This window comes from Pseudoalteromonas phenolica (genome assembly GCF_001444405.1).
In the GTDB taxonomy this organism is placed as follows: domain Bacteria; phylum Pseudomonadota; class Gammaproteobacteria; order Enterobacterales; family Alteromonadaceae; genus Pseudoalteromonas; species Pseudoalteromonas phenolica.
Genome location: NZ_CP013187.1, coordinates 717,131 through 738,071, shown reverse-complemented (window position 1 = coordinate 738,071; position 20,941 = coordinate 717,131). Strand labels below are relative to the sequence as shown.

18 protein-coding genes are annotated in these 20,941 nt (G+C 40.2%); 8 read left to right on the top strand and 10 right to left on the bottom strand.

The window, feature by feature from the left end; translation table 11 throughout:
• Position 1 precedes the first annotated feature (1 nt).
• Together PP2015_RS03245 and PP2015_RS03240 are read right to left on the bottom strand one after the other, a co-directional pair.
• Positions 2–793 (bottom strand): lipoprotein intramolecular transacylase Lit, encoded by a 792-nt coding sequence (locus PP2015_RS03245; protein WP_058028916.1) that lies wholly within the window; start codon positions 791–793, stop codon positions 2–4.
• A 118-nt stretch (positions 794–911) separates the two neighbouring features.
• Positions 912–1,784 carry a pirin family protein gene (locus tag PP2015_RS03240; RefSeq protein ID WP_058028915.1) on the bottom strand — a complete coding sequence of 291 codons (873 nt, stop codon included), beginning with the start codon at positions 1,782–1,784 and terminating at the stop codon, positions 912–914.
• Positions 1,785–1,900: 116 nt separating this feature from the next.
• Here PP2015_RS03240 and PP2015_RS03235 point away from each other — a divergent pair, with 116 nt between their 5' ends.
• From PP2015_RS03235 to PP2015_RS03210, 6 genes are all read left to right on the top strand, one after another.
• On the top strand, positions 1,901–2,806 hold the full coding sequence (locus PP2015_RS03235) for a LysR substrate-binding domain-containing protein (protein ID WP_058028914.1): 906 nt from the start codon (positions 1,901–1,903) through the stop codon (positions 2,804–2,806).
• 169 nt (positions 2,807–2,975) lie between these two features.
• Positions 2,976–3,824: an HAD family hydrolase gene (locus PP2015_RS03230; protein ID WP_058028913.1), complete on the top strand. Its 849-nt coding sequence runs from the start codon at positions 2,976–2,978 to the stop codon at positions 3,822–3,824.
• Positions 3,825–3,942: 118 nt separating this feature from the next.
• The gene (locus PP2015_RS03225) at positions 3,943–5,682 is read left to right on the top strand and encodes a hypothetical protein (protein WP_058028912.1); all 1,740 of its coding nucleotides are present in this window, start codon (positions 3,943–3,945) and stop codon (positions 5,680–5,682) included.
• 199 nt (positions 5,683–5,881) lie between these two features.
• Positions 5,882–6,319, top strand: coding sequence for an adenosylmethionine decarboxylase (speD, locus tag PP2015_RS03220; RefSeq protein WP_058028911.1), 438 nt, complete (start codon positions 5,882–5,884; stop codon positions 6,317–6,319).
• Positions 6,320–6,339: 20 nt separating this feature from the next.
• On the top strand, positions 6,340–7,287 hold the full coding sequence (gene speE / locus PP2015_RS03215) for a polyamine aminopropyltransferase (RefSeq protein WP_058028910.1): 948 nt from the start codon (positions 6,340–6,342) through the stop codon (positions 7,285–7,287).
• Between the two features lie 160 nt (positions 7,288–7,447).
• Positions 7,448–9,241 carry an ABC transporter ATP-binding protein gene (locus PP2015_RS03210; protein WP_058028909.1) on the top strand — a complete coding sequence of 598 codons (1,794 nt, stop codon included), beginning with the start codon at positions 7,448–7,450 and terminating at the stop codon, positions 9,239–9,241.
• A gap of 93 nt (positions 9,242–9,334) precedes the next feature.
• Here the strand turns inward: PP2015_RS03210 and PP2015_RS03205 are convergent, their stop codons facing one another.
• Both PP2015_RS03205 and PP2015_RS03200 read right to left on the bottom strand, forming a co-directional pair.
• On the bottom strand, positions 9,335–10,105 hold the full coding sequence (locus PP2015_RS03205) for a DUF4097 family beta strand repeat-containing protein (protein WP_058028908.1): 771 nt from the start codon (positions 10,103–10,105) through the stop codon (positions 9,335–9,337).
• A 645-nt stretch (positions 10,106–10,750) separates the two neighbouring features.
• A complete protein-coding gene (locus PP2015_RS03200) occupies positions 10,751–11,863 on the bottom strand; it encodes an FAD-dependent oxidoreductase (RefSeq protein ID WP_058028907.1) in 1,113 nt (370 codons plus the stop codon).
• A gap of 103 nt (positions 11,864–11,966) precedes the next feature.
• Here PP2015_RS03200 and PP2015_RS03195 point away from each other — a divergent pair, with 103 nt between their 5' ends.
• Complete coding sequence (locus PP2015_RS03195; protein ID WP_227009195.1) at positions 11,967–12,851, top strand: LysR family transcriptional regulator; 885 nt, start codon at positions 11,967–11,969, stop codon at positions 12,849–12,851.
• Between the two features lie 270 nt (positions 12,852–13,121).
• Here the strand turns inward: PP2015_RS03195 and ppiC are convergent, their stop codons facing one another.
• From ppiC to PP2015_RS03175, 4 genes are all read right to left on the bottom strand, one after another.
• A complete protein-coding gene (gene ppiC, locus PP2015_RS03190) occupies positions 13,122–13,400 on the bottom strand; it encodes a peptidylprolyl isomerase PpiC (protein WP_058028905.1) in 279 nt (92 codons plus the stop codon).
• A gap of 91 nt (positions 13,401–13,491) precedes the next feature.
• Entirely contained in the window at positions 13,492–14,037 is a 546-nt protein-coding gene (locus PP2015_RS03185; RefSeq protein WP_058028904.1) for a hypothetical protein, read from the bottom strand.
• Positions 14,038–14,494: 457 nt separating this feature from the next.
• Positions 14,495–15,967: a serine hydrolase domain-containing protein gene (locus PP2015_RS03180; protein WP_083496499.1), complete on the bottom strand. Its 1,473-nt coding sequence runs from the start codon at positions 15,965–15,967 to the stop codon at positions 14,495–14,497.
• 603 nt (positions 15,968–16,570) lie between these two features.
• Positions 16,571–17,353: a hypothetical protein gene (locus tag PP2015_RS03175; RefSeq protein ID WP_128724250.1), complete on the bottom strand. Its 783-nt coding sequence runs from the start codon at positions 17,351–17,353 to the stop codon at positions 16,571–16,573.
• A 343-nt stretch (positions 17,354–17,696) separates the two neighbouring features.
• Between PP2015_RS03175 and PP2015_RS03170 the strand changes: the two genes are divergently transcribed.
• Positions 17,697–18,011 carry a hypothetical protein gene (locus PP2015_RS03170; RefSeq protein WP_058028901.1) on the top strand — a complete coding sequence of 105 codons (315 nt, stop codon included), beginning with the start codon at positions 17,697–17,699 and terminating at the stop codon, positions 18,009–18,011.
• Positions 18,012–18,437: 426 nt separating this feature from the next.
• On the opposite strand, the gene PP2015_RS03165 is transcribed toward PP2015_RS03170, so the two are convergent.
• Positions 18,438–19,433, bottom strand: coding sequence for a fatty acid desaturase (locus PP2015_RS03165; protein ID WP_058028900.1), 996 nt, complete (start codon positions 19,431–19,433; stop codon positions 18,438–18,440).
• A 427-nt stretch (positions 19,434–19,860) separates the two neighbouring features.
• Positions 19,861–20,298, bottom strand: a complete 438-nt coding sequence (locus PP2015_RS03160) for an acyl-CoA thioesterase (RefSeq protein ID WP_058028899.1) — start codon at positions 20,296–20,298, stop codon at positions 19,861–19,863.
• Between the last annotated feature and the right edge of the window lie 643 nt (positions 20,299–20,941).

The window sequence follows — 20,941 nt, the reverse complement described above, 5'->3', positions numbered from 1 at the left end:
ACTAAAAAGGATTCAAATTTTTGCTTTTATTTGGTGTTAATAAGCCTGTTTTCTTTGCTGCTCTAGATAAAATGCGCTGTAAAACAAACACAGTTAAAAACTGAACAATGAGCATACAGGAAAGTAACAAACCACCTATATAGGCAAAAAGGTTTGGCGCTTGCATTAAGGTGGTCATTAAAGACTCTTGATAATAAAAAAACCACTGATTTTCAGCAGGAAATACCCATTCGTGCAACTGATAAAACACGGTTTCAAAGCCTATTATTGCAACTAACACTAAACCCACCAACAGCAAAAATAGCATTATTAAATACACATCTTTAACTCTGAAACCCACCGCGGTTTGCGGCATTGCTTGACGTCGTAATGACAACAAAAATACTAAAACTGAGATACTAAGTGTCACATAACAAACCATTTGAATGTGTTCTAACAACACCGCGACATCGTATAAGTGTTGCACTTCAGCGTTATGTAATAAAGGGTTATTAAAGCTTGCTTCTTTAGAGCTATATTCTATTGCTTGCAACGCAGGCTTGACTTGCTCTAGTGGTAGTTCAATGCTCTGAGCTATCTCCGCAAAAAACTGAATATGTTGTGTTTGAGTAGTCGATTCAAAACCAGAACGATATTGGTTTTGCGGGCCGTACTTTGCGATGGTTTTATTGATTTCTAAGACTTGATACCAAACCGGGTAGGCAAAATTAACAGACGATATAGCCTGCCAAGATATAATAAAAGCGAGTGCGAGAGATAAAAACAGAGCACTCAATGTGGTCAAGACACGCATTGAATTCCTTGTAAAGCTGGCTTTTGTTTGGTCGTTTTATAAAAAGCTTTGTACCACACTCAACACATGTATTCACTCACTCGCGTACAGTGAGTGAACATTTTTTTGCAATCAAATGCTAATACTTACCTATTTGACCCAACTCGCCCGCTTCATACTTAGCCACGACGTCATCTATTTCTTGTTGCGTTGTCATGGCAAATGGACCTTGTTGAACAAACGTTTCTTTGATCGGCTCACCCGACATCACCACAAAGTGGCTCTGCATAGAGGCTGCACCTCGCAACGTTAATTGCTGTAACTGCTCAAAAGAGAGTGCTATAGATGACCCTTGCTTTAAACTTGCCCAATGACCACTTAACTTATACTCAATATCGCCCTCAACGGCATATAGCCATGTATTGAATCCGCTTTGTACTTGATGCGTAAACTGCGCACGGTTGTCGGCATAGCCATCTAAAATAGTTACAGGCCAAACGGCATTGCCTTGTGAAGAGTGTCCATTACTTTCACCTAACACCAAACGAACTCTATAACCTAGCTCCTCAAGAGTTGGCATGTCTTCACGTTTAATATGTAATGAGCTTGGAGCATGATGCTTTAACTTTGCAGGTAGGTTTACAAAAACCTGTAAGCCATGAATTTTAGCACCCGGTCTTGGTGCTTCATCATGAATTGCGCCACTACCGGCATTGAGCCAATATAAATCACCCGCTTCAATATCAAAGTCATTACCCAACGAATCACGGTTATTGAACTTTCCCTCAGTGTCTTCAAACAATATAGATACTGCTGAAATACCAGCATGTGGGTGTGCGCCAAAAGTGGGTACTGTCATCGTATAATGATCCGCCATGATCAAGGGGTCCATCACACCGTTAAATTGCTTGTGGCGAAAGCCTAAACCGGTAAAGCCTTCACCAATATTAAGGGGGCTACCTGTCACTGGTGAGAAATCAATTGTTTCATTTTTGTTTTCATAAGTCGTCATTTCACTATTTCCTGTTGAACTCTTTGCGATGAAATAACTATAACAACTTGGAATTGGTACAAAAACAGACAATAATCGAACTCATCGTTCCATATTTAGAACAATGTAAAGTATTCATGAAATTAGACCTCAACGACTATTACTACTTCGTACACGTCGTGGAAAAGCAAGGTTATACGGCTGCGGCTACCGCACTACAAATGCCTAAATCAAGGTTAAGCCGACATGTCGCGCAGCTTGAGGCCCGCCTTGGTATTAGACTGTTGCAACGCACTTCTCGACATGTCGCGGTGACACAAGAAGGTAAGCACTTTTATGAGCATGCTCGTAAGCTCGTTGATGCCATGGAGCTGGCTGAATCTGCCATGAAGAATACCCAAGGTAAACTCTCTGGCAACGCTGTGATCAGCTGCTCAACGGGTGTTGCGCAATACGCTTTGGGGGAGTTATTAATTGAATTCGCCGAGCAACATCCACAGTTACAAATAGAACAGCGCGTTTCAAACAACATGGCTAACTTAATCTCGGAAGGCGTCGATATAGCCATTCGAGGTCATAGCACCATTCTGCCCGACTCAAGCTTGATCCAACGTTCTATTGCGCGAGTCGACTGGCCGTTATTCGCCTCTCCAGTCCTATTAGAAAAAGTGACACCATTAAAAGATACCACCGATTTGGCTCAGCTCAACTTCTTAAAGGTTGGTCGCTTTAATCAAGCGAACACCATTAACCTCATTGATAGCAATGGCCAAAACACATCGCAAACGGTGGTAGCCAAACTTTGCTCTGAAGATATGAGCACACTCAAACGCGCAGCCATTGCTGGGCTTGGTGTAACCTCACTGCCAAATTATGTTTGTAAGTCAGAGCTTAAAAGCGGAGAACTTGTTCGTGTATTACCTCAATACCTGACACAAGCAGCGCATTTAAGTTTAGTGATGCCATCAAGGCTTGGTGTTCCTGCCCACATAAAAGCATTAGCCGACTTTATTCGTGACAAGCTACCCTGTGTGATGAATTGACAACTAAACCCGGTTAAAACATCTGTCATAATCTTTAGACATACTTTTAACTGTTGGTATTAGACTGCGACTTCATTCACCTAGCAATGATCTATGTTAGGCTTTTGCATGTAGAAACTTATATCAACACAGAATATGTTCTTTGATATTTCAACCTAGGATCCTCAGCTTGAATATACATACCCAGCAAGAAATAAAACAACTCGTCGTATTTGATCTTGATAGAACTTTACTTAACAAACACTCGCAGTTATCTCCGTTAACATTGCAAACACTTCGAGAAATGGACAAGCAAGGTATTCATTACACCATCGCCACAGGCAGAAGCTTTTTATCTGCAGAAGACATTATAAAGGGTCACACTTTTTCTTTACCTCAAATATATACCAATGGCGTCGTTACTTTTTGCCCTGCACAGCAGCGTTTTAGCTTTGATAATTGTTTAGGCCTCGATGAAACCTTAGCTGCAACTGAAGTAATGATATCGAACTCTGCGCACCCATTTATTAATGCACTCAACGACCAAGGAGAGCGCATTGTTTTTCACGGCGAATATAAAAACCGATTCGAACAAGCATTGTTAGAGCAATTTGAGTTATCACCAAAAACACGCATGTTGCCTTTAAGCAGACTGAATCACGACTTTCAAATTACCAACATCAGTATGATTGGCCCCCGTGATGAAGTTATTACAGCACACAACAACATTGAAGCACTCAACCATTTAATCGCTTATTCAGGGCAAGCCATAGAACATGAGGCGTACCGCTGGATAGATGTCCATCATGCCAAAGCCACCAAAGGTACTGCTATCGCGAAATTAAAAGAATTACTCAATATAGAGTCGATTATTTGTTTTGGAGATGGTGATAATGATTTAAGTATGTTCGAAATTGCAGACGAATGTTATGCACCAGAAAATGCCAATATTGAGAATAAACAAGTCGCTACCGCAGTGATTGGTCATCATAATGAAGATGGTGTTGCGAAGTTTCTAACTAAGCGATTTTCACTTTAGATAGCAAGCAAATCTGAGCAATTAGATGTATTTAGCGCCCTATTTTTTGCTACTTTGATATCCAATAACCTGTTATCCTAAAAAGGAACTTGGAAAATAATTCTTATGGAGTAAGAATATGAAAAAACTACTTTTAGCAACAGTCACTGGTGCAGCTGTTGCCTCAGGCGCTTACCTTGTTTCTAATCAAAACGATACTTACACCCCGCTACCTCAGCTAGATTATGTCCCTGCCGATACTGTCTTTTTTTGGTCTCAGCTTGAAGGTTTTCCTTATCTTGAGTATTTGGACGTATTGCCTGATGCTTATAAGAATGCGCATCAGTTTGATGACCTAGTTGAACACATACAACAAAGCGATGCGTCGAGTAATGAGCGTTTTTTCATTAATATTATGGAAAGCTACACTAAAAGTTTAAAGTCATCCGAAGCCTTTGCCAAAACATGGGGTGCTGACAATGACTTTAAGATGTTAGGCTATACAGTGGGACTTCTGCCAGTAGGCAGAGCCAAGTTAGCCAATGTTGAAACCTTTATAAATACAATTAAAACGGCAGCTGATAAATCAGATGTACGTTATGAAGCAACCGAATTAGCAGGCCTACCTGTGACGCGCTTTACTATCGAGCAAGGCGATGAAAAGCTATTTGATATTGTTGTTTCAACCAAAGATGACTGGGTCACACTCACTTTAGATACAGCCTTTAACACCGAAGAAGACTTAAAGGTGGCATTAGCAGCTACAAAACCTACAAAAGCATTGAGTGAAACGAATCGCGTTGAGCAATATATCAACGACTATCATTTAGATGGCCAATCTCTTGCTTACCTTGATACAACCCTTTTAGTTGATGCAATTACAGCGAAAGATCCACAAAGTAATACCACAAGAATGCTGGATAGTTTGCTTGCCCTTTTAGGTAACCAAGACGACCTCGCTTTAATTAGAAATGAAGCTTGCCAACAAGACTTTGCTGATATGGCAAGTAATTGGCCTGCGATTATATCTGGTACGCAAAAAGTTGAAATCACACATAACTATGCTGATCTTCAGATGTCTACTGTATTCGCTTCGACAGATAAGAAAGTGCTTGATGCGATGAGCAATGCCCGCGGCTTTATACCTGAGCACGCACACAACTTGAATGAAGCAATGATTTCTTTTGCATACGGAGTCAACGCGTCGCAAATCTCACCTATGGTTAATACAGTGTGGGCGCGTTTTGCTTCGGCTGACTTTAGTTGCCAACCACTCGTTACAGCGCAAGCGCAAAGTAAAGAATCAAACCCTGCGGCACTCGCAATGATGACCGGCATGCTTGGCTCTTTGAAAGGCGTCAGTTTAAGTCTTTTTGATGTCGAAGTTGTGGAGCATGCACAAAACCCTGGGCAACCTGATTTCAAATCACTCAATGTACTTGCGACAATTTCTGCCGATGATGCTGAAGCCTTATTTAATATTGCTAAAAGCTTCGAACCTACACTAGCAGGTGTCACTTTACCTGCAGATGGCTCTGCCATTGAAGTAAATGAGTTCCTTCCCGCTGGTTTTGAATTAGATGCACCAATCTACCTTGCATTAAAAGGTAATCATTTAGCTTTTTATACCGGTGAGCAAGGCAAAAAGTTTGCAGATACTTTAACTAAACAAACTGTTGAAGCAAACGGTATGATGGCATTGTCAATGAATACCAATAAGTTCTTCAAAGCACTATTGAAGGGCGCAGAAATTGCAGGTGAAGACTTAGGTGACGAGTTTGAACAGTTTATTGGCCAAAATACGCAAATGCAAATTAACCTTGATGTTGCAGATAAAGGGGTGGTTACTGATTCTCAAATTATGATTAAGAAGCTGTAATTCCTCGAGTATCGTCACTTTGCGTAGCCCTCAAGCCCACGCAAAGTGACGCCTTTTAAACATATTTAGCCTTACTTTTTTCACTACACACACCAAACAACTTCCAACCGTTTACTTTTTCATACTCAACGCGACTCCACAATCGTTGCACATTTCAATGCTGCAATGTCTGCGTTCAAAACAGAGCGCAGGTAAAAGAATGAATCAATCACCTTTTGGATCACACTCTGTCCAACCTTTAGGACAGCACATCACGGTCGATATTTTTGAAGCGTCAAACCTTGTTGGCGAAAAACATATTGAAGACATGATGGTTGACTGCGCTAATGCAGCCAAAGCCACAATTTTAAAAACACACTTGCACCCATTCGAAACCAATGGTGGCGTATCAGGCATGATCATTTTGGCTGAAAGCCATATTTCTATTCACACATGGCCTGAATATCACTTCGCAGCCATGGATATTTTTATGTGTGGGGATGCAAATCCTGAACTCTGCTTATCAGTGATTGAGCAATGCTTTAAACCTAAGAAAATGGTGATAAACACGTTAACCCGAGGCGGTAATGTCAATCGCTTAGGTCAGTTTGAACCACTCTTAAACCCGCAACTAAATACAACACTCAAAACCGCATAACAACACGGGGTATGCACGCAATGACTAAAATTAAATGGCATTATGAACAGATGACAAGTGGCATTCATGTGGCACTTCGTTCAGAAAAAGAATTGGCAAATGTAGAAACTGAGTTCCAAGACGTTAGCATCTTTGAAACTCGTCACTTAGGTAAAGTGATGCGTATTGATGATGGTATTCAAGTGACCACCCGCGGTGAACATATCTATCACGAAATGATGGTTCATGTGCCGACTTTGGTACATAACAGAGTGAAAAATGTATTGATTGTTGGCGGTGGAGATGGTGGCAGTGCACGCGAAATACTAAAACATCATGGCGTAGAAAAAGTCGTTATGCTTGATATTGATGAACAAATTATTGAGCTTAGTCGCGAGTTTTTACCTGAAATCAATAACGGCGCCTTTGACGACCCAAGATTTGAACTGCGCATTGGCGATGGCGCGGAAATTATTCCACAGTACAGTAACTGCTTTGATCTGATCGTGCTAGATGCAGCCGACCCAGATGGCGGCGCTTCAGAAACGTTATTCACACAAAGCTTTTTTAATAACTGTCTATCTGCACTTAAGTCAGATGGCATCTTAGTTGCGCAAGGTGGCACACCTTACTTCGAACCTTATATGATGCAATCAATGGTGTCGCGCTTAACTCAGGCCTTTAATAACCCTGCAGGTATTTATATGGGTGGGTGCTTTGATTACTTTGGTGGCTCTCATGCTTTTATCTGGGCAACGCGCAGCGGCACCATTAATACATTATCACTCGAAGAGATTGAATCTCGATTTAATAAAGCTGATATTCAAACCAAATACTACTCACCGGAAGCGCATTTTGGCTCATTCTTCTTATCAAAAGACATGCGTGAGTACGTAAACCAAGCAGTAAAATGTGAAAACGTCGATCAATTATCAATGCCAGAAGCTGGCGATTGGGATGACTATACACCAGAGACATCTCATCTCTAAAAAACGCACTGTAGGTTTATAACACCATGCGCAAATGCGTATGGATAAGCGATTTAAAGCCACTGAAATAAGGTTAACACCATCTCAGTGGCTTTACTCATTTAACCCTTAAGCATTTACCTCAAGTGCGCTATTTCACTGTTAGGTATCACTCAATTCGATGAAAGCACTATTTAAACTATTTGAAAAACTAGGCCAGAAAGACTCCTTTAACAGTCAGCTACGTGAGACCGCGCATAACTTTGCCTTTATTCGTCAGTGCACTAAAGAATTTTCTGGGTGGATAATCATCGCCTTCTGTATTGCTCTTTTCGGTGGCGTATTACAGATTGTGACGTTCGATTTTTTAGGCGATCTTATTGATTGGCTAGACATGACGCATGATCGTACTCAGTTGAATGAGAAAGGACTTGAACTCACACTGGTGGCCTTCACCATTGCCGTTATTATTCCTCTAATCACGCTGTTAAAAAACCTTATTTTTCAGCAACTACTCGGTCCTAATTTACAAAAGAATACCCTTATAAAGCTGTACAGAACTTTAATTGCCTCTCCTGCGAGCTATCACGAAGAAGATGACCCAGGCGAAACGGCCATTGTCATTGTCGATACCTCTGAAGCCATTATTGACACTGTGTTGCAGTTTTGTGGTGTCGCAGGTTTTTTACTGGCCTTTTTGGGGGCATTACTGCTGTATATTGGTAATATTGATGGTTGGCTTGTCATCCCTTTTATCGCTTGGACAAGCATATTTATCGCCCTATTAGTTGGCCGATGGATCCCAAATGCAAGAGTCACCAACCGCTTAGAAGCACAAAGCTGTGCGGAGATCACTGGAAAATTTACTGAGCGCTTTGCTCGGATCCGCACCGTTAAAATGCTCTCTAACTCGCAATTCGAACAAAAATTTGCTGAAAAATGGGCGAACAGACATCGCAGAGTGGTGGCAAAAGAGTTTCGCGTATTCTCAAGTTTTGCCTCTATGGTGGGTCTGCTCAATGGCGTATTAATTGTTGGCACTGGCATACTGTGTTTAAAACTCTGGACGAATAACAGTCTCACTATTGGTGAGTTTTCAATGGTTTTAGCACTCGTTTATCGTGTGATTTCTCTCTCTGAATGGTGCCTAGAAGAGTTTGATGCTTTCTTCGTGTCTTGGGGCCAAATATCAGTTGGAAGAAATGTCATCAATGATTTCCTCGAAGAGGTTGAACATGATGAAGAAGAGGGTACTTTCCGTATCAGCCGAGGCAAAATTACGTTTAAGAATGTAGAGTTTGGCTATGAAAATAAAGCGCCTTTATTCAGCAACTTCTCTTTAAAAATAAAACCTGGAGAAAAAGTGGGGATCATAGGCCCATCTGGTGCAGGCAAATCATCATTACTTAATATGCTCACCGGTATCGACGAAATTGAAAAAGGCGCAATTTATATCGATGGCAAAAATATTGAAGACTATGAAACTGGCAATATCTGTGGTGAGATTAGCTTTCTCAATCAAGACATCGGGCTATTTAATCAAAGCATCTACAACAACGTTGTATTTGGCTTAAATCACATTAAAAAAGCAGATGTATACCTAGCACTTGAAAAAGCCAATGCATTGGACTTTGTATTGCAATACCAAGATGCACAAGGTCGACAAGGACTCGATGCTTTTATTGGAGAAAATGGCGGACAATTATCAGGAGGCCAACGACAGCGTTTAGCACTTGCCAGAGCCATTTTAAGAGATAAAAAACTGCTCTTGTTAGATGAAGCAAATAGTGCTTTGGATCCTGCCCTAAAAGCCGACTTTATTCATTCTTTAAAGACACTTATGAAAGGAAAAACGGTTATTTCAATTGCCCATTCCTATGATGTGCTCACAATGATGGATCGCATTATTGAAATTAAAGATGGCAAGATTATTAGAGACGGAAAACCAGAAGAGATCCTCACCGCTGTAACTTAATTTTAAACCAGTTTCGATAAGATTAATCCGCTTTTAAAACCAAAAAGGTCAGTGAATTATGTCACTGACCTTTCCTTCTCGCTCGTTACCCTATTAAAGATTTTTAATACGAATAGAGCCGTTATTGCTCGACAGTGTAACTTTGGCTTTGCCAGAACCTATTTCACCAGACAGCGTTTTGCGGTTTGAACGGCTTTTATCTACCTCTAAACCAAAGTTATTACTAATTGAACCATTATTCGATTTTGCTTTAATGCTTGCATCAATCGAATCAGGGAAATAAACCGTAATCGACCCGTTTTGCGATTCAACATCCACATCAGACAGGTCAGTTAACACATCACTGAACGATAATTTAACTGACCCGTTATTGTTCTCTACACGGGTATTACCAGCAAGCCCTGTCGCCACCATACTGCCGTTATTTAAAGATGCGTTAACAGCCCCCGTTACACCTTTGATAGATAACGAACCGTTATTTAGCTCCACATCATCTAACTCAATGTGCGCAGGCACATTAATAAAATAATCTACTTTGGCATAACCACTATTATTCCAGCCAAACTGCTTAGCAAAGTGCGTTTCAATATCGATGGTGTTGCCTCTTTGTGATAGCTCTACCTCAACCCTTTCCCTGCCCTCTTTATCTTTACTGTAGATAGTTGCGGTTACAAGCACTTCGTCCTTGCCCCAAGCTTCAATTTCTACTTTGCCATTGGTATTTTCGATTTGTAATTGCGTGCCAGCATCTGCTGAGAACGTCTTCTCCACAGTTTCAGTGTAACGTTGACCGTTATGGGCAAATACACTTGCAGAAGTCAGTGCACAAAGCGCGAATAATAAAGTTGGTTTAACTAAATTCATGGTATTTCCTTTCTCTTAATCACCTGTCTTAACCAATAAGACGCAACCCATGAAGGAAAGGTTTAAAAGTGCAAAATATACGTTGCGAAGCAAGGTTATTTTGCGCAAGGTGAAATAACCAATTTTAACAAGCGATAAGATATACATCTTGCGGAGCAAGATTACTTTTGCGCAACGTGAACTAAGCAATTTTAAATAACGCTACGGTTAACTCCTCCGAAGCAAGGTTATTTTGCGCAAGGTGAAATAACCAATTTTAAATAACGCTACAGTTAACTCCTCCGAAGCAAGGTTATTTTGCGCAAGGGTGACGAGCGACCACAAAAATGTATGGAACATTTTTGAACTGCGAAGCAGGTCCAGAGGATGAAAGGCAGGAAGCCTGAAATCATACGAAGTTTCGCAGCATGAGGAGGTGAGGGTATGAATACCCGATGGGCGTAGCTACATGGATGTAATTCAGCACTGCTCTTAACCTTTTCATTTACAGTGCGCGCAGCAAGACTAGCGTTGAGCGTGAGGCCAAATCGTGCAAAATACACTTTGCAAAGCAAGGTTATTTTGCGCAACAGTAAATGAGTAGCCTTAAAGGCTGCTGACACTGTATCTAGCTACATAGATGTAAAACAACACCGTAAAGCGCACTTAACCTAACCCCTGCATATATAGCTCACTTAATTGAGTTGCAGAAACCCCTATTCCTGAGCTTTTAACACTTTCTTTGTTAAAGAATATCTGCCGCGCAACCTGCTTACCAATATTTTGAGCATGACTTACTTTAGATATCCTTAAGTTATAAAAGTCTTTGAGCACTTCATCTAGCGCTTTGTCACTTTTTAGTACTTGAGATAAATGCCAAGCATCTTCAAGTGCTTGGCAAGCTCCTTGACCAGAAGTTGGCAAGGCCGCATGGGCTGCATCACCTATCATAATTAAGTTCTTATAATGCCAAAACGGCTGAGAGTCCATATCATGTACAAAAATATGCTTCACACTACCTGCTTCACTATAGTTGAGCGCCTGTTGAACATTTTTGGGCCATTGATTAAAACGTTGATGCATCTCCTTTTGCCAGCTACTCTCCGCTCGTGCTCTATCCATTTCACAAGGCCATGCGGCAGCCCAATAACAAAGCTGTTTATTTATCGGCACTATACCAAAGCGGTTATTGCAGCTTCGATAATCCTGAATAATATCGTGCCCTTGAGAAAGTCTGCACTGGCTAATGCCGATAATGTTTATAAAGCCCTGATACTTTGGCGTTACCGTACGCTGATAAAGCACTTCTCGAACTGGCGAGCTCATTCGGCCTTCGCAGCCAACCACTAAATCAAATTGGTCCTGTAACTTTAAAACATCATCAATACCAACTTTACGACCAAAATAAACCCTAGCTTTAAGCGCCTTTAACTCTTGTACAAGAACATAGATAAGATCTCGCCTAAGTATACTGAATGTAGGCAAACCACAAAGAGAGTTTAACTTTGAAATATCAAACTCACTGACCACCTTATCATGCCCATCTAATTGCCTAATTAAAGATGGTTTGCCTGCATATTTGGTAAATTTACTAAGACCACACAATTTCTCTAGTACAAAGCTTCCATTTGGCCATAAAGTAACACCTGCTCCGATTGTTGAAAATGTCGATTGTTTTTCAAATATCGTGACTTTGATCCCTTGCTTTCTTGCAAATATTGCTAAAGCTAAACCCGAAACTCCTCCACCTATAACTGCAATATGATTTATCGTTTTCATATGTTTTCCTTTTTATACGATGTAGGCATACCTTCTCAGATTCACCAACAAGGATAAACATGCTAAGTTTGGCTTATAAATCCCAAAATATGAGATAATCTTATTGGAAAACATTGAGCTCAAATGGTTATTAAGCTTTAAAGGTGTCTACGAAGCTGGTAGTTTCAAACTCGCGGCAGAACAACTGCAACAACCAACATCTAACATTAGTCGGCATGTGGCTTTATTAGAACAAGCGCTAAACGTTCGCTTATTTGAAAGAACAACGAGGAAAATGGCTGTATCAACAGCTGGTGAACATCTTTATCATGGCCTTTCTCCGCTACTTATCGCGATGGCTGATACGCTTCAAGAGGTGCAACGTCAAGGAGACAGCATTGCGGGCCATTTAAAAATAATTGCACCTGACCTACCATTTTTAGCCGACGCAACGGCTCAGTTTTGCGCTCTCCACCCTAGAATCCACCTAAGTTATGACACGCATCTCAATCCCGCTGAAGGCATACTTGAAGGGTTTGATATTGTATTTAAATTTGCTCGTGGTGCCCTTGAAGACTCAGGTTGGGTTGCAAAAGAAATATTACGCTTACCTAGCTGCGTTGTAGCCGCGCCTAAATTATTACAACACTATAACAAACCACGCTCACTCAAAGCGTTAGCTAGAGTGCCTTGCATAACGAGCCTATCAGTATTGCAGGGCATGCCATGGCGCTTTAAAAATGGTGAATGCATTAACGTTACATCAGCTTATAAAGTAAATAGCGGGCAACTAGCAAAAGCAGCTGCATTAAATGCACTTGGCTTTGCTATCTTACCTTTAACTGCATGTCGAGAAGAGTTACAGTCCGGTGAGTTACTTGAAATTGAATTACCCTTTCAGCCAGAAGATCTCGTTTTATACGCTTATTACTCAGGTAAAAAATATCAACTTGCAAAAGTCACTGAGTTTCTCGATTTTATAAAGCAATCGATCAAGGAACAGTGCTAGTTTTCTTCATAATTTTCCAACCTTTACGCCATCAGCTTATTTGGTAAGGCCAGCTTAAAATTGGTTATGTAGAAAGAAAGGTGGTAAGAAAAAATGTTTTGATGTTATTTCAGCGCGGTAAACAAACTAGCTCTTTTACAATCGAAATATATTAAAAATGAAGAAATAAACAGTAAAGCTTATAAATACTGATGAGTTAGAATCAGAGTTTATTGTTCTGCCAGAAGCCATAATGGAGGGAGAGAATAAAAGCTCCCCCACCTTTAATGTTCAAGTACGATAAAGCACTTTAATCACGTGCCAACCAAACTTAGTTTTAACCAACTGCGGCGTTAATACTTCACAAGAAAAGCAGACTTTATCAAATTGTGGCACCATAGTTCCGCGTCTAAACTCTCCTAAATCACCGCCCTTTTTACCAGTCGGACAGTTAGAATACTTCTTTGCTAAAGTTTGAAACTTAGCGCCTTTCTTTAATTGCTTAAGAATGTCTTCTGCTTGCTCTTTATGCTTTACCAAAATGTGTAATGCATGTGCTGTACTGGCCATATTATCTCGATTAACAACTTAAAATTAACTCTTAGAATAATGCGTATTATAACGAAAAATCATAGCCAAGCTAACTCATGATTGCTCTGAGTTACTTTGTAAATAAACCAAAAGGAATAACAAACCCCACTTGAGCTGTCGTATCTCGTTCTAGCGATAGAAATACGTCAAAATTTACGCCAATTCCGATAAACTTACCCCATGAGGCAGACACATGTACTGGAATACCTATACTTGTGCCATCTTTCAAATCACAAATATCACTAGTGCCTAAAAAGCCATTTTGATAGTGTTCACAGTTTTCAGACCACGTGCCTTTACCATAGCCCAAGCCAGCACCGGCATCGACATAACCCCAGCTGAATGGCATAGAAACAAATCGAGTGACACCGTACACTTTAAACTCAGCATCATGGCGTGCTTTTGTTACTCTATTAAGATTTGTGGTCCCAAAAAACTCTTCTTCTGTGTATTTAGAATGAACAAATGCCCAGCCTGAATCATTGTCTCTGACTTTAAATTTAAACGAACTACCATATTGGAGCCCTTCACTTATTTCCAGCCAATACCTATCATATTCTGCATGAGCAGTTGTAGAGAGTAGGCATAGACTGATAGTCGAAAGCAATTTTTTCATGCGTCCTTTCTTCCTTATAAATATTACCGAGGTACATAGGCATAACAAGTGTTCACACAATAGGCGCTATGCTGATACAAAAGACCAAAACCATCTGTCGTTATTAATTGATAAATAGCAATGATTTACGCGCGAAAATATAACAGCCTAACCAACTTAGGTACAAGTGTTAACGTGCGCAAAATACACATTGCCAGTGCAAAAGGTTTATGGCTTCGAGCGCAACGAGTACATTCTCTTTACGCAAGATGAATTAAGCAGTTTTACAAAGTGCCAAGACATGCTCAGGCTACATAAATGCAATACAACACCAACCTTCATTTCAAACTTATTTTCGCGGGGTAAACCCATGACTTCAAACCAGGCTTACAAACTAGAAGACCATATACATGTTACGGCCTTTTAATGACTAAGAAGTCATTAATCTGAGCCCTAAATAAGTAAAATGATTTGCCCCTTATAACTTCGAACCATTCAACTTTGCTAATTGCTGCTTAGCTGAAGCAAAGTTTGGGTCTATTTCCAATGCTTGCTTTAAACGTTTAGTCGCAGCCCTATTTTGACCATTTGAAATTAACGCTTCAGCCAGGCTATCTAATGCATTTGGCGACTTAGGAAAAGCTTCAACGTTTAATTCAAAAGCTGCAATTGCAGCTTGAACATGCTCTTCTTGTAACAATACATAACCTAGGTCATTTAATTGACCTTCAGAGAAATCATACCCTGCTGCTTGATCTGCCTTTAATTGGTGATAGGCACTTATAGCTTTGCTGACATCTTGCTTAAACACGTCATAAAGTACTTGTGATATAGGCTGCTGAATAAATTCATATGTCTGACCTGCCAAAATCGCATCAACAGCTTTTTCATTGGCATCTACACTGTCATCTTGCCCATTATTCGTCAGTAAAATAATTGTGCGATTATCTTCAATTTGACGTGTATAAATCGATTTAAATGCACGCCAATGACCACTGTGCCCCACTTTTTGCTGATTAAAAGCATCCGCTTTTAGCATAAATCCAAAGCCATATTCTTTGGTTTTGCCATCTGTTGTTTTAGTCACTTGTGTGGCTGCTTGCCACGTCTTTGGGCTTAAAAGCTTATGACTATGTAGCGCTTGATCCCAAGTATAAAGATCGCTGGTTGTTGAATAGATCCCTCCCATTCCTTCGATATCAAAAAATGGAATTTGGTCAAATGTACGTTGAGTGCCATTAATTTGCTGACGAAAACCGTATGCGCGCTCAGTTAATCTATGTTCAGTTTTGCTTGTACGGCTTAATGACTGCGTCATTTTCAGAGGTGTAAAAATGTTGCTTTGCAAAAACTCGCCATAACTTTGCTTTGAGATCTTGGACACCAAAATCGCTAGCACGACATATCCCGTATTACTGTAACGCCACTGTGCGCCTGGCTGAAACATCGCCTCTGGGGCTTGGTCAATTAATGCATCTAGCACGGTGTTTTGGTCAAGACTAGCTGTGACTTTCCCCTGACGGTACAAACTTGTTAAATATGGCATCATATCAGCAATACCAGATGTATGATTAAGCAGGTGTTTGATGGTGATCTGCTCATACGGAAAATCAGGGATATGCTGAATCACTTTATCTTCAAAATTAAGTTTGCCCTGTTCTTGAAGCATCATAATTGCGACCGCTGTAAACTGCTTCGAAATTGAGCCAATATCAAATTGGTGTGAAGTTAAAAGCGGCGTATCACCTTTATGATTAACACCCATAGCTTGGTGATATAACACTTTTCCGTCTTCGGCCACCAAGAAACTACCATTACAAAGTTGCGCCTTATGGCACTGTTTAAAATAGGATTTTAATGTTTCTACTCTTGAATCCTGCTCAGCCATTGCTGATTGACTACTCAAAAACATTACACTGCTTACTAAGCTAGAAAGGATGAACTTGTTCATATTAATTCTCGATTATTATTGAATTCGTAGTAATCAATTAACAAGTATCAGACCAAAATTTTACCCTTTATTTATCAACAAGTTAAGATAAAACCTAATCTTCCCGCTATTATTAATGTCGCCAAATCGGAACATAAAACATGTGCAGTGTGTCAATTTCGGGACACATTTCTAGACCATTTGAGAGTATATTTACAGCAATATAGTGTATTGCTTTCGCACCAAAATCGACTCAGTAATACCAAAGAATAAGATAAATTACCTCTACATAAACTAAACAAAGGCGCTCCCATAATGGGGGAGAGATCATAGTTCTGCGATTTTTAATTTTGATCGAACGACCTTACATTTCGTATCAAAAGATTAATCAAGAGGATGAGATTAATGAGAATACGCCACAAACTCTGCGCACAATGCCAACAAAGCAAGTCAGTTATGTACCGGTGCCGCTATAACGGCAACACTGAATGGCAATTTGTCTGCGGCCCTTGCTTACTCGTCATTAAGCAACAGTACTGTGAAACATATCAATATGGTGGGACTTGGAAAGCCCGAAAGCAATAATCAGGCTCTAAATTAAGGTATTCTAATACCTTAGATTTCTCAGTGAACGTTTGGCAAAGTGCCTACTAGTTGTCGATATCTTAAGTTTAAAGCTAAAGTTCGCATTCCATATGAGGGGTCACGCTTAGCATCAGTCAGCAACGTTTCAACCATCTTCTTATCTTTAGATAGTATCGTGACATAATACATACAAGACCTTCTTACATTATGGTCAGGGTGGTGTCTTGCAGCCCATAGAAATAACTCGACTGTTTCTGCGCCCTGCTCAGGTAACCAGGCTAAAGTGTAAGGAATACGGTTATATTCTCCTGAACGTGCACTTTCAATTAAAGCTTCTGACAAAGCATTCCTGATGTCTGGCATATGTGCAATGGAATCAAGCCAGAACTGATTTCTTTTCTCTGAAAAACCGCTTTCTTCATTATGGGTATACTTAATATTAACCGCTGCTAAGGCTGATGCTATTTTTATTCTTTGATCGAGCTCTGGGTGAGTAAATAACTGCCAAAGCTCGCTGGGTGACTCACTAAGCATTATTGATTTGTAAACCAAAACTTCTTCATATGAAAAACCTTCTATCCACTTTTTATGTTCAGATAAATCACGACCCAATTCAGACATATCAACAGTTTGAATAATCATTTCTGGTTCAGAATATTGAATAAGCTCTTTATATTGCTCAACAAAAGGTGGTGGAGCCGCATAACTGATGGGTTTGGTAATGATGCCTGCAACTGCATCAATATAAAATCCAGCTATCAAGATAATTAAGGCGCAAATAGCCAAAAACGATTTTTTATATTTAAAAATAATTACTTTCAAATCAATGTTCCCAATCTTAAATTTATAACTCAGCGCACTTGTAAGTGCATTACCGAAGCCCAACTTTAAAAGACTAAGAAATAATTACATGACGTCGTCCTGACTTGTAATTGAAATTAACCTGACAAAAAATTTTATTATTAATATCAAAAACTAAAAACCGTTTTATATAAACCTATATAAAGTAACTCTTACAAAAAATTGACGCCGCACCTTAATTTTTCAACTCATTCTCGTCAACCTTCTATCTTTGAATAAATATACACTCAATTCAATAACCATTAGAACTGGTTTGAAAAATGCATATATAAATCCCTCTTACTCACTTACGCACGACACTACAATGAATAAAAGCGAAAATACAATCTATGTTTTAAGCGGATACGCTAAATGTGCAACTGCTAATAACAGTAAATACAAACTGGGTAATAAGCACTCAATAGGCTTACTAACTACAGATGAAAACTATCAAGACAACATCCATGAGCTTGAAAATTTCATTAAAAATTTAGGCTGGGATTCAATCTCTTTCTGCATGGTTGAAGAAGTTGCAGACATTAACACTTTGTCGAATGACGTTTTAATCTCGAGCTTTGTACGCGCCAAACAAAACGGCAAATCTTTAGTAGTAAACGACCTACCAATCACTGTGCATTAAAGTGCAAAATACACGTTGCGAAGCAAGGTTATTTTGCGCAAGGTGAAGCAAGCAAGTTTAGCAACCGCCGGGCTATTCTAATCGAAGCAAGGTTATTTTGCGCAAGGGTGACGAGTGAACGAAACGAAGTTTCGCAGCACGAGGAAGTGAGGGGATGGATACCCGATGGGCGTAGCTACATGGATGTAATACAGCACTGCTCTTAAACTTTTCATTTACAGTGCGCGCAGCAAGACTAGCGTTGAGCGTGAGGTCTTGGATGGCCGAAACGGACTCAGGTTAAATTCACGACAGCTCTGAACTATAATTCTGCGCGGGATAAACCCGCGCCTACAAATCGTACCTCAACTCCCTGTAAGCGCCGACTTTATGTCGCGCTTGAATAACGTTACACAAGTTAAGCAGCTTACGTAATCATCAACCACCCTACTCATCCTTTTCTAAATACCGGTTAGCATGCTTTAAACTATGCAAATCATTAAAGCGCACACCATGCTCAGCCATAACCAGCTGTATCTTCTTGCTGATTAACTGGCGAATATAAAAAGGTTGATTCGGTACAAAATGATGAATGGTATGTGTACGACCAAAGTCAAAACAGAAAAGCTGGAAAGGCAAAAACCAGCGACTGCTGATCACATGCGTTTGCTCTAGCAGGTTAGTCACACCACCATAGTAATGCATTGAAGAAGTCACAAAGTTGAGTGACGTTGAGCGGATCATGTTCGGTACAATCAGCACCACCATTAAAAACTCGGCCACCGCAACAACATCCGTCCCCCAAGGAGGCAATTCAAACGGCTGAATAAACTGCACTACATGATAAGCAATCACGCCATATAAAATCGCAAAATAAGCCGAGGTGATTGGAAAACCGGCATTAAACACCTGCAAAAACTTAAAACCTTTTATCTCTTTGCTAAAACGCTTAGAGTTAATCAGTAGACCGAGCAACCCGTCCATGATCACCACCGCTCTTAAAAATGGCGACTTAATACCATTACCGACTAAGCGCTCTTCTAAATCTTGCTCTGTGCCAGACACTTTGTGATGGTGCAGATGTATTTGCCTGCGATACCAAGGATTTACCGTATTAGGACGCATCAACCACACCGTTAACATCATAAAATTATGTATAAATGGCCGATTACTAAAATACTGTTTGTGAATTAGATCATGCTCTAACTCATGGGAAATAGACGTGATGAAGGCAGCTAAAATAATACACAACCATGCAGGAATAAGCGCAAAGTAGTAAAGCGCACCAACGCCAATGAGTAAAAAAAGTGACAGCAACATAATTGCCATCGCGATGCTGTTTTGCATTTTTAGAATAGGAAAACGCGCTCTTAGCGATTGCTCCTCGGCTTTAATCGCACTCACAATGGCTTTAATGTTCTGCTTCTCGGATAACTTTGACATTGAAAATATAACTAACTTCGTGGTGCCAAGATCATAGCGTAAAGGCGGCACTCCCTCGACTAAATGCGGTGGAACCAAGTGCAAAATACACGTTGCGTAGCAAGGTTACTTTTGCGCAAGGTGAAATGAGCTATTTTAAAAACTGCTGAGCCTGCATCTAGCTAGAAGGTGCAAAGGGTTTATGACTGTGAGCGCAGCGAGTACATTCTCTTTGCGCAATGTGAAATGAGTAATTTTAAAAGCAACTGACACAGTTCTACATGGATGTAATACCACGCCAATTTTGCTTCAAAAATTTTTGCGCAATCTCACTTAAGTTATTTTCACTTAATGAACCCAAAACGAAACGACTCTGCCTCAGCAAGGAGAATAAGAATACCTAAAAAGCATAACTCAATGGGTCCCCCCCCTCCTCTACCAATAAAACCTATTGAGTAACATCCATCTCATACTGCTTAAGTATGGCCAACATATTCTCTGGAATTGGCGACTTTTGGCCTGTTTTCATATTAAACATCACCACATTTGCATAACCTGTTGTACAGATTGCTTGCTGCGACTCGCTAAACGCCTCATAACGCATAGTAAAACGATCTTCTTTTATGTCTGTAATGTATGAACCAATATACAAGGTGTCAGGAAAGGTCACAGGTCGTTTATATTGCGCATAAGTGTCGCGTAATACAGGGCTATGCGTCGGCTCAGACAAAATAGATAACAAACCAGTTTGTTGTAAAAAGTCGATTCGCGCGGTTTCAAAATAGCGAAAATACGACACATTGTTCACATGCCCCAGCGCATCCATTTCCCCCCACACCACATTGACCTTAGTGTTGATTGCGAACTTCTCAAAAAATTCCTGCATGATGTTGCCTTTTTTATGGTTATTTGTTTTAGAGTAAAAAACTCATCGTACCAGTACAAAGTGCAAAATACACGTTGCGAAGCAAGGTTACTTTTGCGCAAGGTGAAATGAGCCATTTTAAAAACTGCTGAGCCTGCATCTAGCTAGAAGGTGCAAAGGGTTTATGACTGCGAGCGAAGCAAGGTTACTTTTGCGCAAGGCAAAATGAGCCATTTTAAAACTGCTGAGCCTGCATCTAGCTAGAAGGTGCAAAGGGTTTATGACTGCGAGCGAAGCAAGGTTACTTTTGCGCAAGGCAAAATGAGCCATTTTAAAAGCAGTTGACACTCCATTAAGCCAAATAGATATATGACAACACAGCTCTATCGTTTTAAGCTAATTTGCGCGGGGTAAACCCGCGCGTACAAACCACACCTCTAATCTCTCTTGGTAGACGCAGACTTTATGTCACGCTTCTCGCTTCTGCGCGGGATAAACCCGCGCGTACAAACCAAGCCTCAACTTCTTATAAGCACCGGCCTTTTTTCGAAATCAAAAAAGCCTTTACGAAACCGTAAATGCACACTGCTAAAAATCGCTCGGAAAAATTAAAAAACATAAATATCATAAACTTAAATTTGGGAACACACCTTGCTATTTCAAT

What these genes read in the sequence shown, in the direction of transcription:
- PP2015_RS03245 (WP_058028916.1), bottom strand. Translation starts at nt 793, where the DNA reads ATGCGTGTCTTGACCACATTGAGTGCTCTGTTTTTATCTCTCGCACTC.
- PP2015_RS03240 (WP_058028915.1), bottom strand. Translation starts at nt 1,784, where the DNA reads ATGACGACTTATGAAAACAAAAATGAAACAATTGATTTCTCACCAGTG.
- PP2015_RS03235 (WP_058028914.1), top strand. Translation starts at nt 1,901, where the DNA reads ATGAAATTAGACCTCAACGACTATTACTACTTCGTACACGTCGTGGAA.
- PP2015_RS03225 (WP_058028912.1), top strand. Translation starts at nt 3,943, where the DNA reads ATGAAAAAACTACTTTTAGCAACAGTCACTGGTGCAGCTGTTGCCTCA.
- speD (WP_058028911.1), top strand. Translation starts at nt 5,882, where the DNA reads ATGAATCAATCACCTTTTGGATCACACTCTGTCCAACCTTTAGGACAG.
- speE (WP_058028910.1), top strand. Translation starts at nt 6,340, where the DNA reads ATGACTAAAATTAAATGGCATTATGAACAGATGACAAGTGGCATTCAT.
- PP2015_RS03210 (WP_058028909.1), top strand. Translation starts at nt 7,448, where the DNA reads ATGAAAGCACTATTTAAACTATTTGAAAAACTAGGCCAGAAAGACTCC.
- PP2015_RS03205 (WP_058028908.1), bottom strand. Translation starts at nt 10,105, where the DNA reads ATGAATTTAGTTAAACCAACTTTATTATTCGCGCTTTGTGCACTGACT.
- PP2015_RS03200 (WP_058028907.1), bottom strand. Translation starts at nt 11,863, where the DNA reads ATGAAAACGATAAATCATATTGCAGTTATAGGTGGAGGAGTTTCGGGT.
- ppiC (WP_058028905.1), bottom strand. Translation starts at nt 13,400, where the DNA reads ATGGCCAGTACAGCACATGCATTACACATTTTGGTAAAGCATAAAGAG.
- PP2015_RS03185 (WP_058028904.1), bottom strand. Translation starts at nt 14,037, where the DNA reads ATGAAAAAATTGCTTTCGACTATCAGTCTATGCCTACTCTCTACAACT.
- PP2015_RS03180 (WP_083496499.1), bottom strand. Translation starts at nt 15,967, where the DNA reads ATGAACAAGTTCATCCTTTCTAGCTTAGTAAGCAGTGTAATGTTTTTG.
- PP2015_RS03170 (WP_058028901.1), top strand. Translation starts at nt 17,697, where the DNA reads ATGAATAAAAGCGAAAATACAATCTATGTTTTAAGCGGATACGCTAAA.
- PP2015_RS03165 (WP_058028900.1), bottom strand. Translation starts at nt 19,433, where the DNA reads ATGTCAAAGTTATCCGAGAAGCAGAACATTAAAGCCATTGTGAGTGCG.
- PP2015_RS03160 (WP_058028899.1), bottom strand. Translation starts at nt 20,298, where the DNA reads ATGCAGGAATTTTTTGAGAAGTTCGCAATCAACACTAAGGTCAATGTG.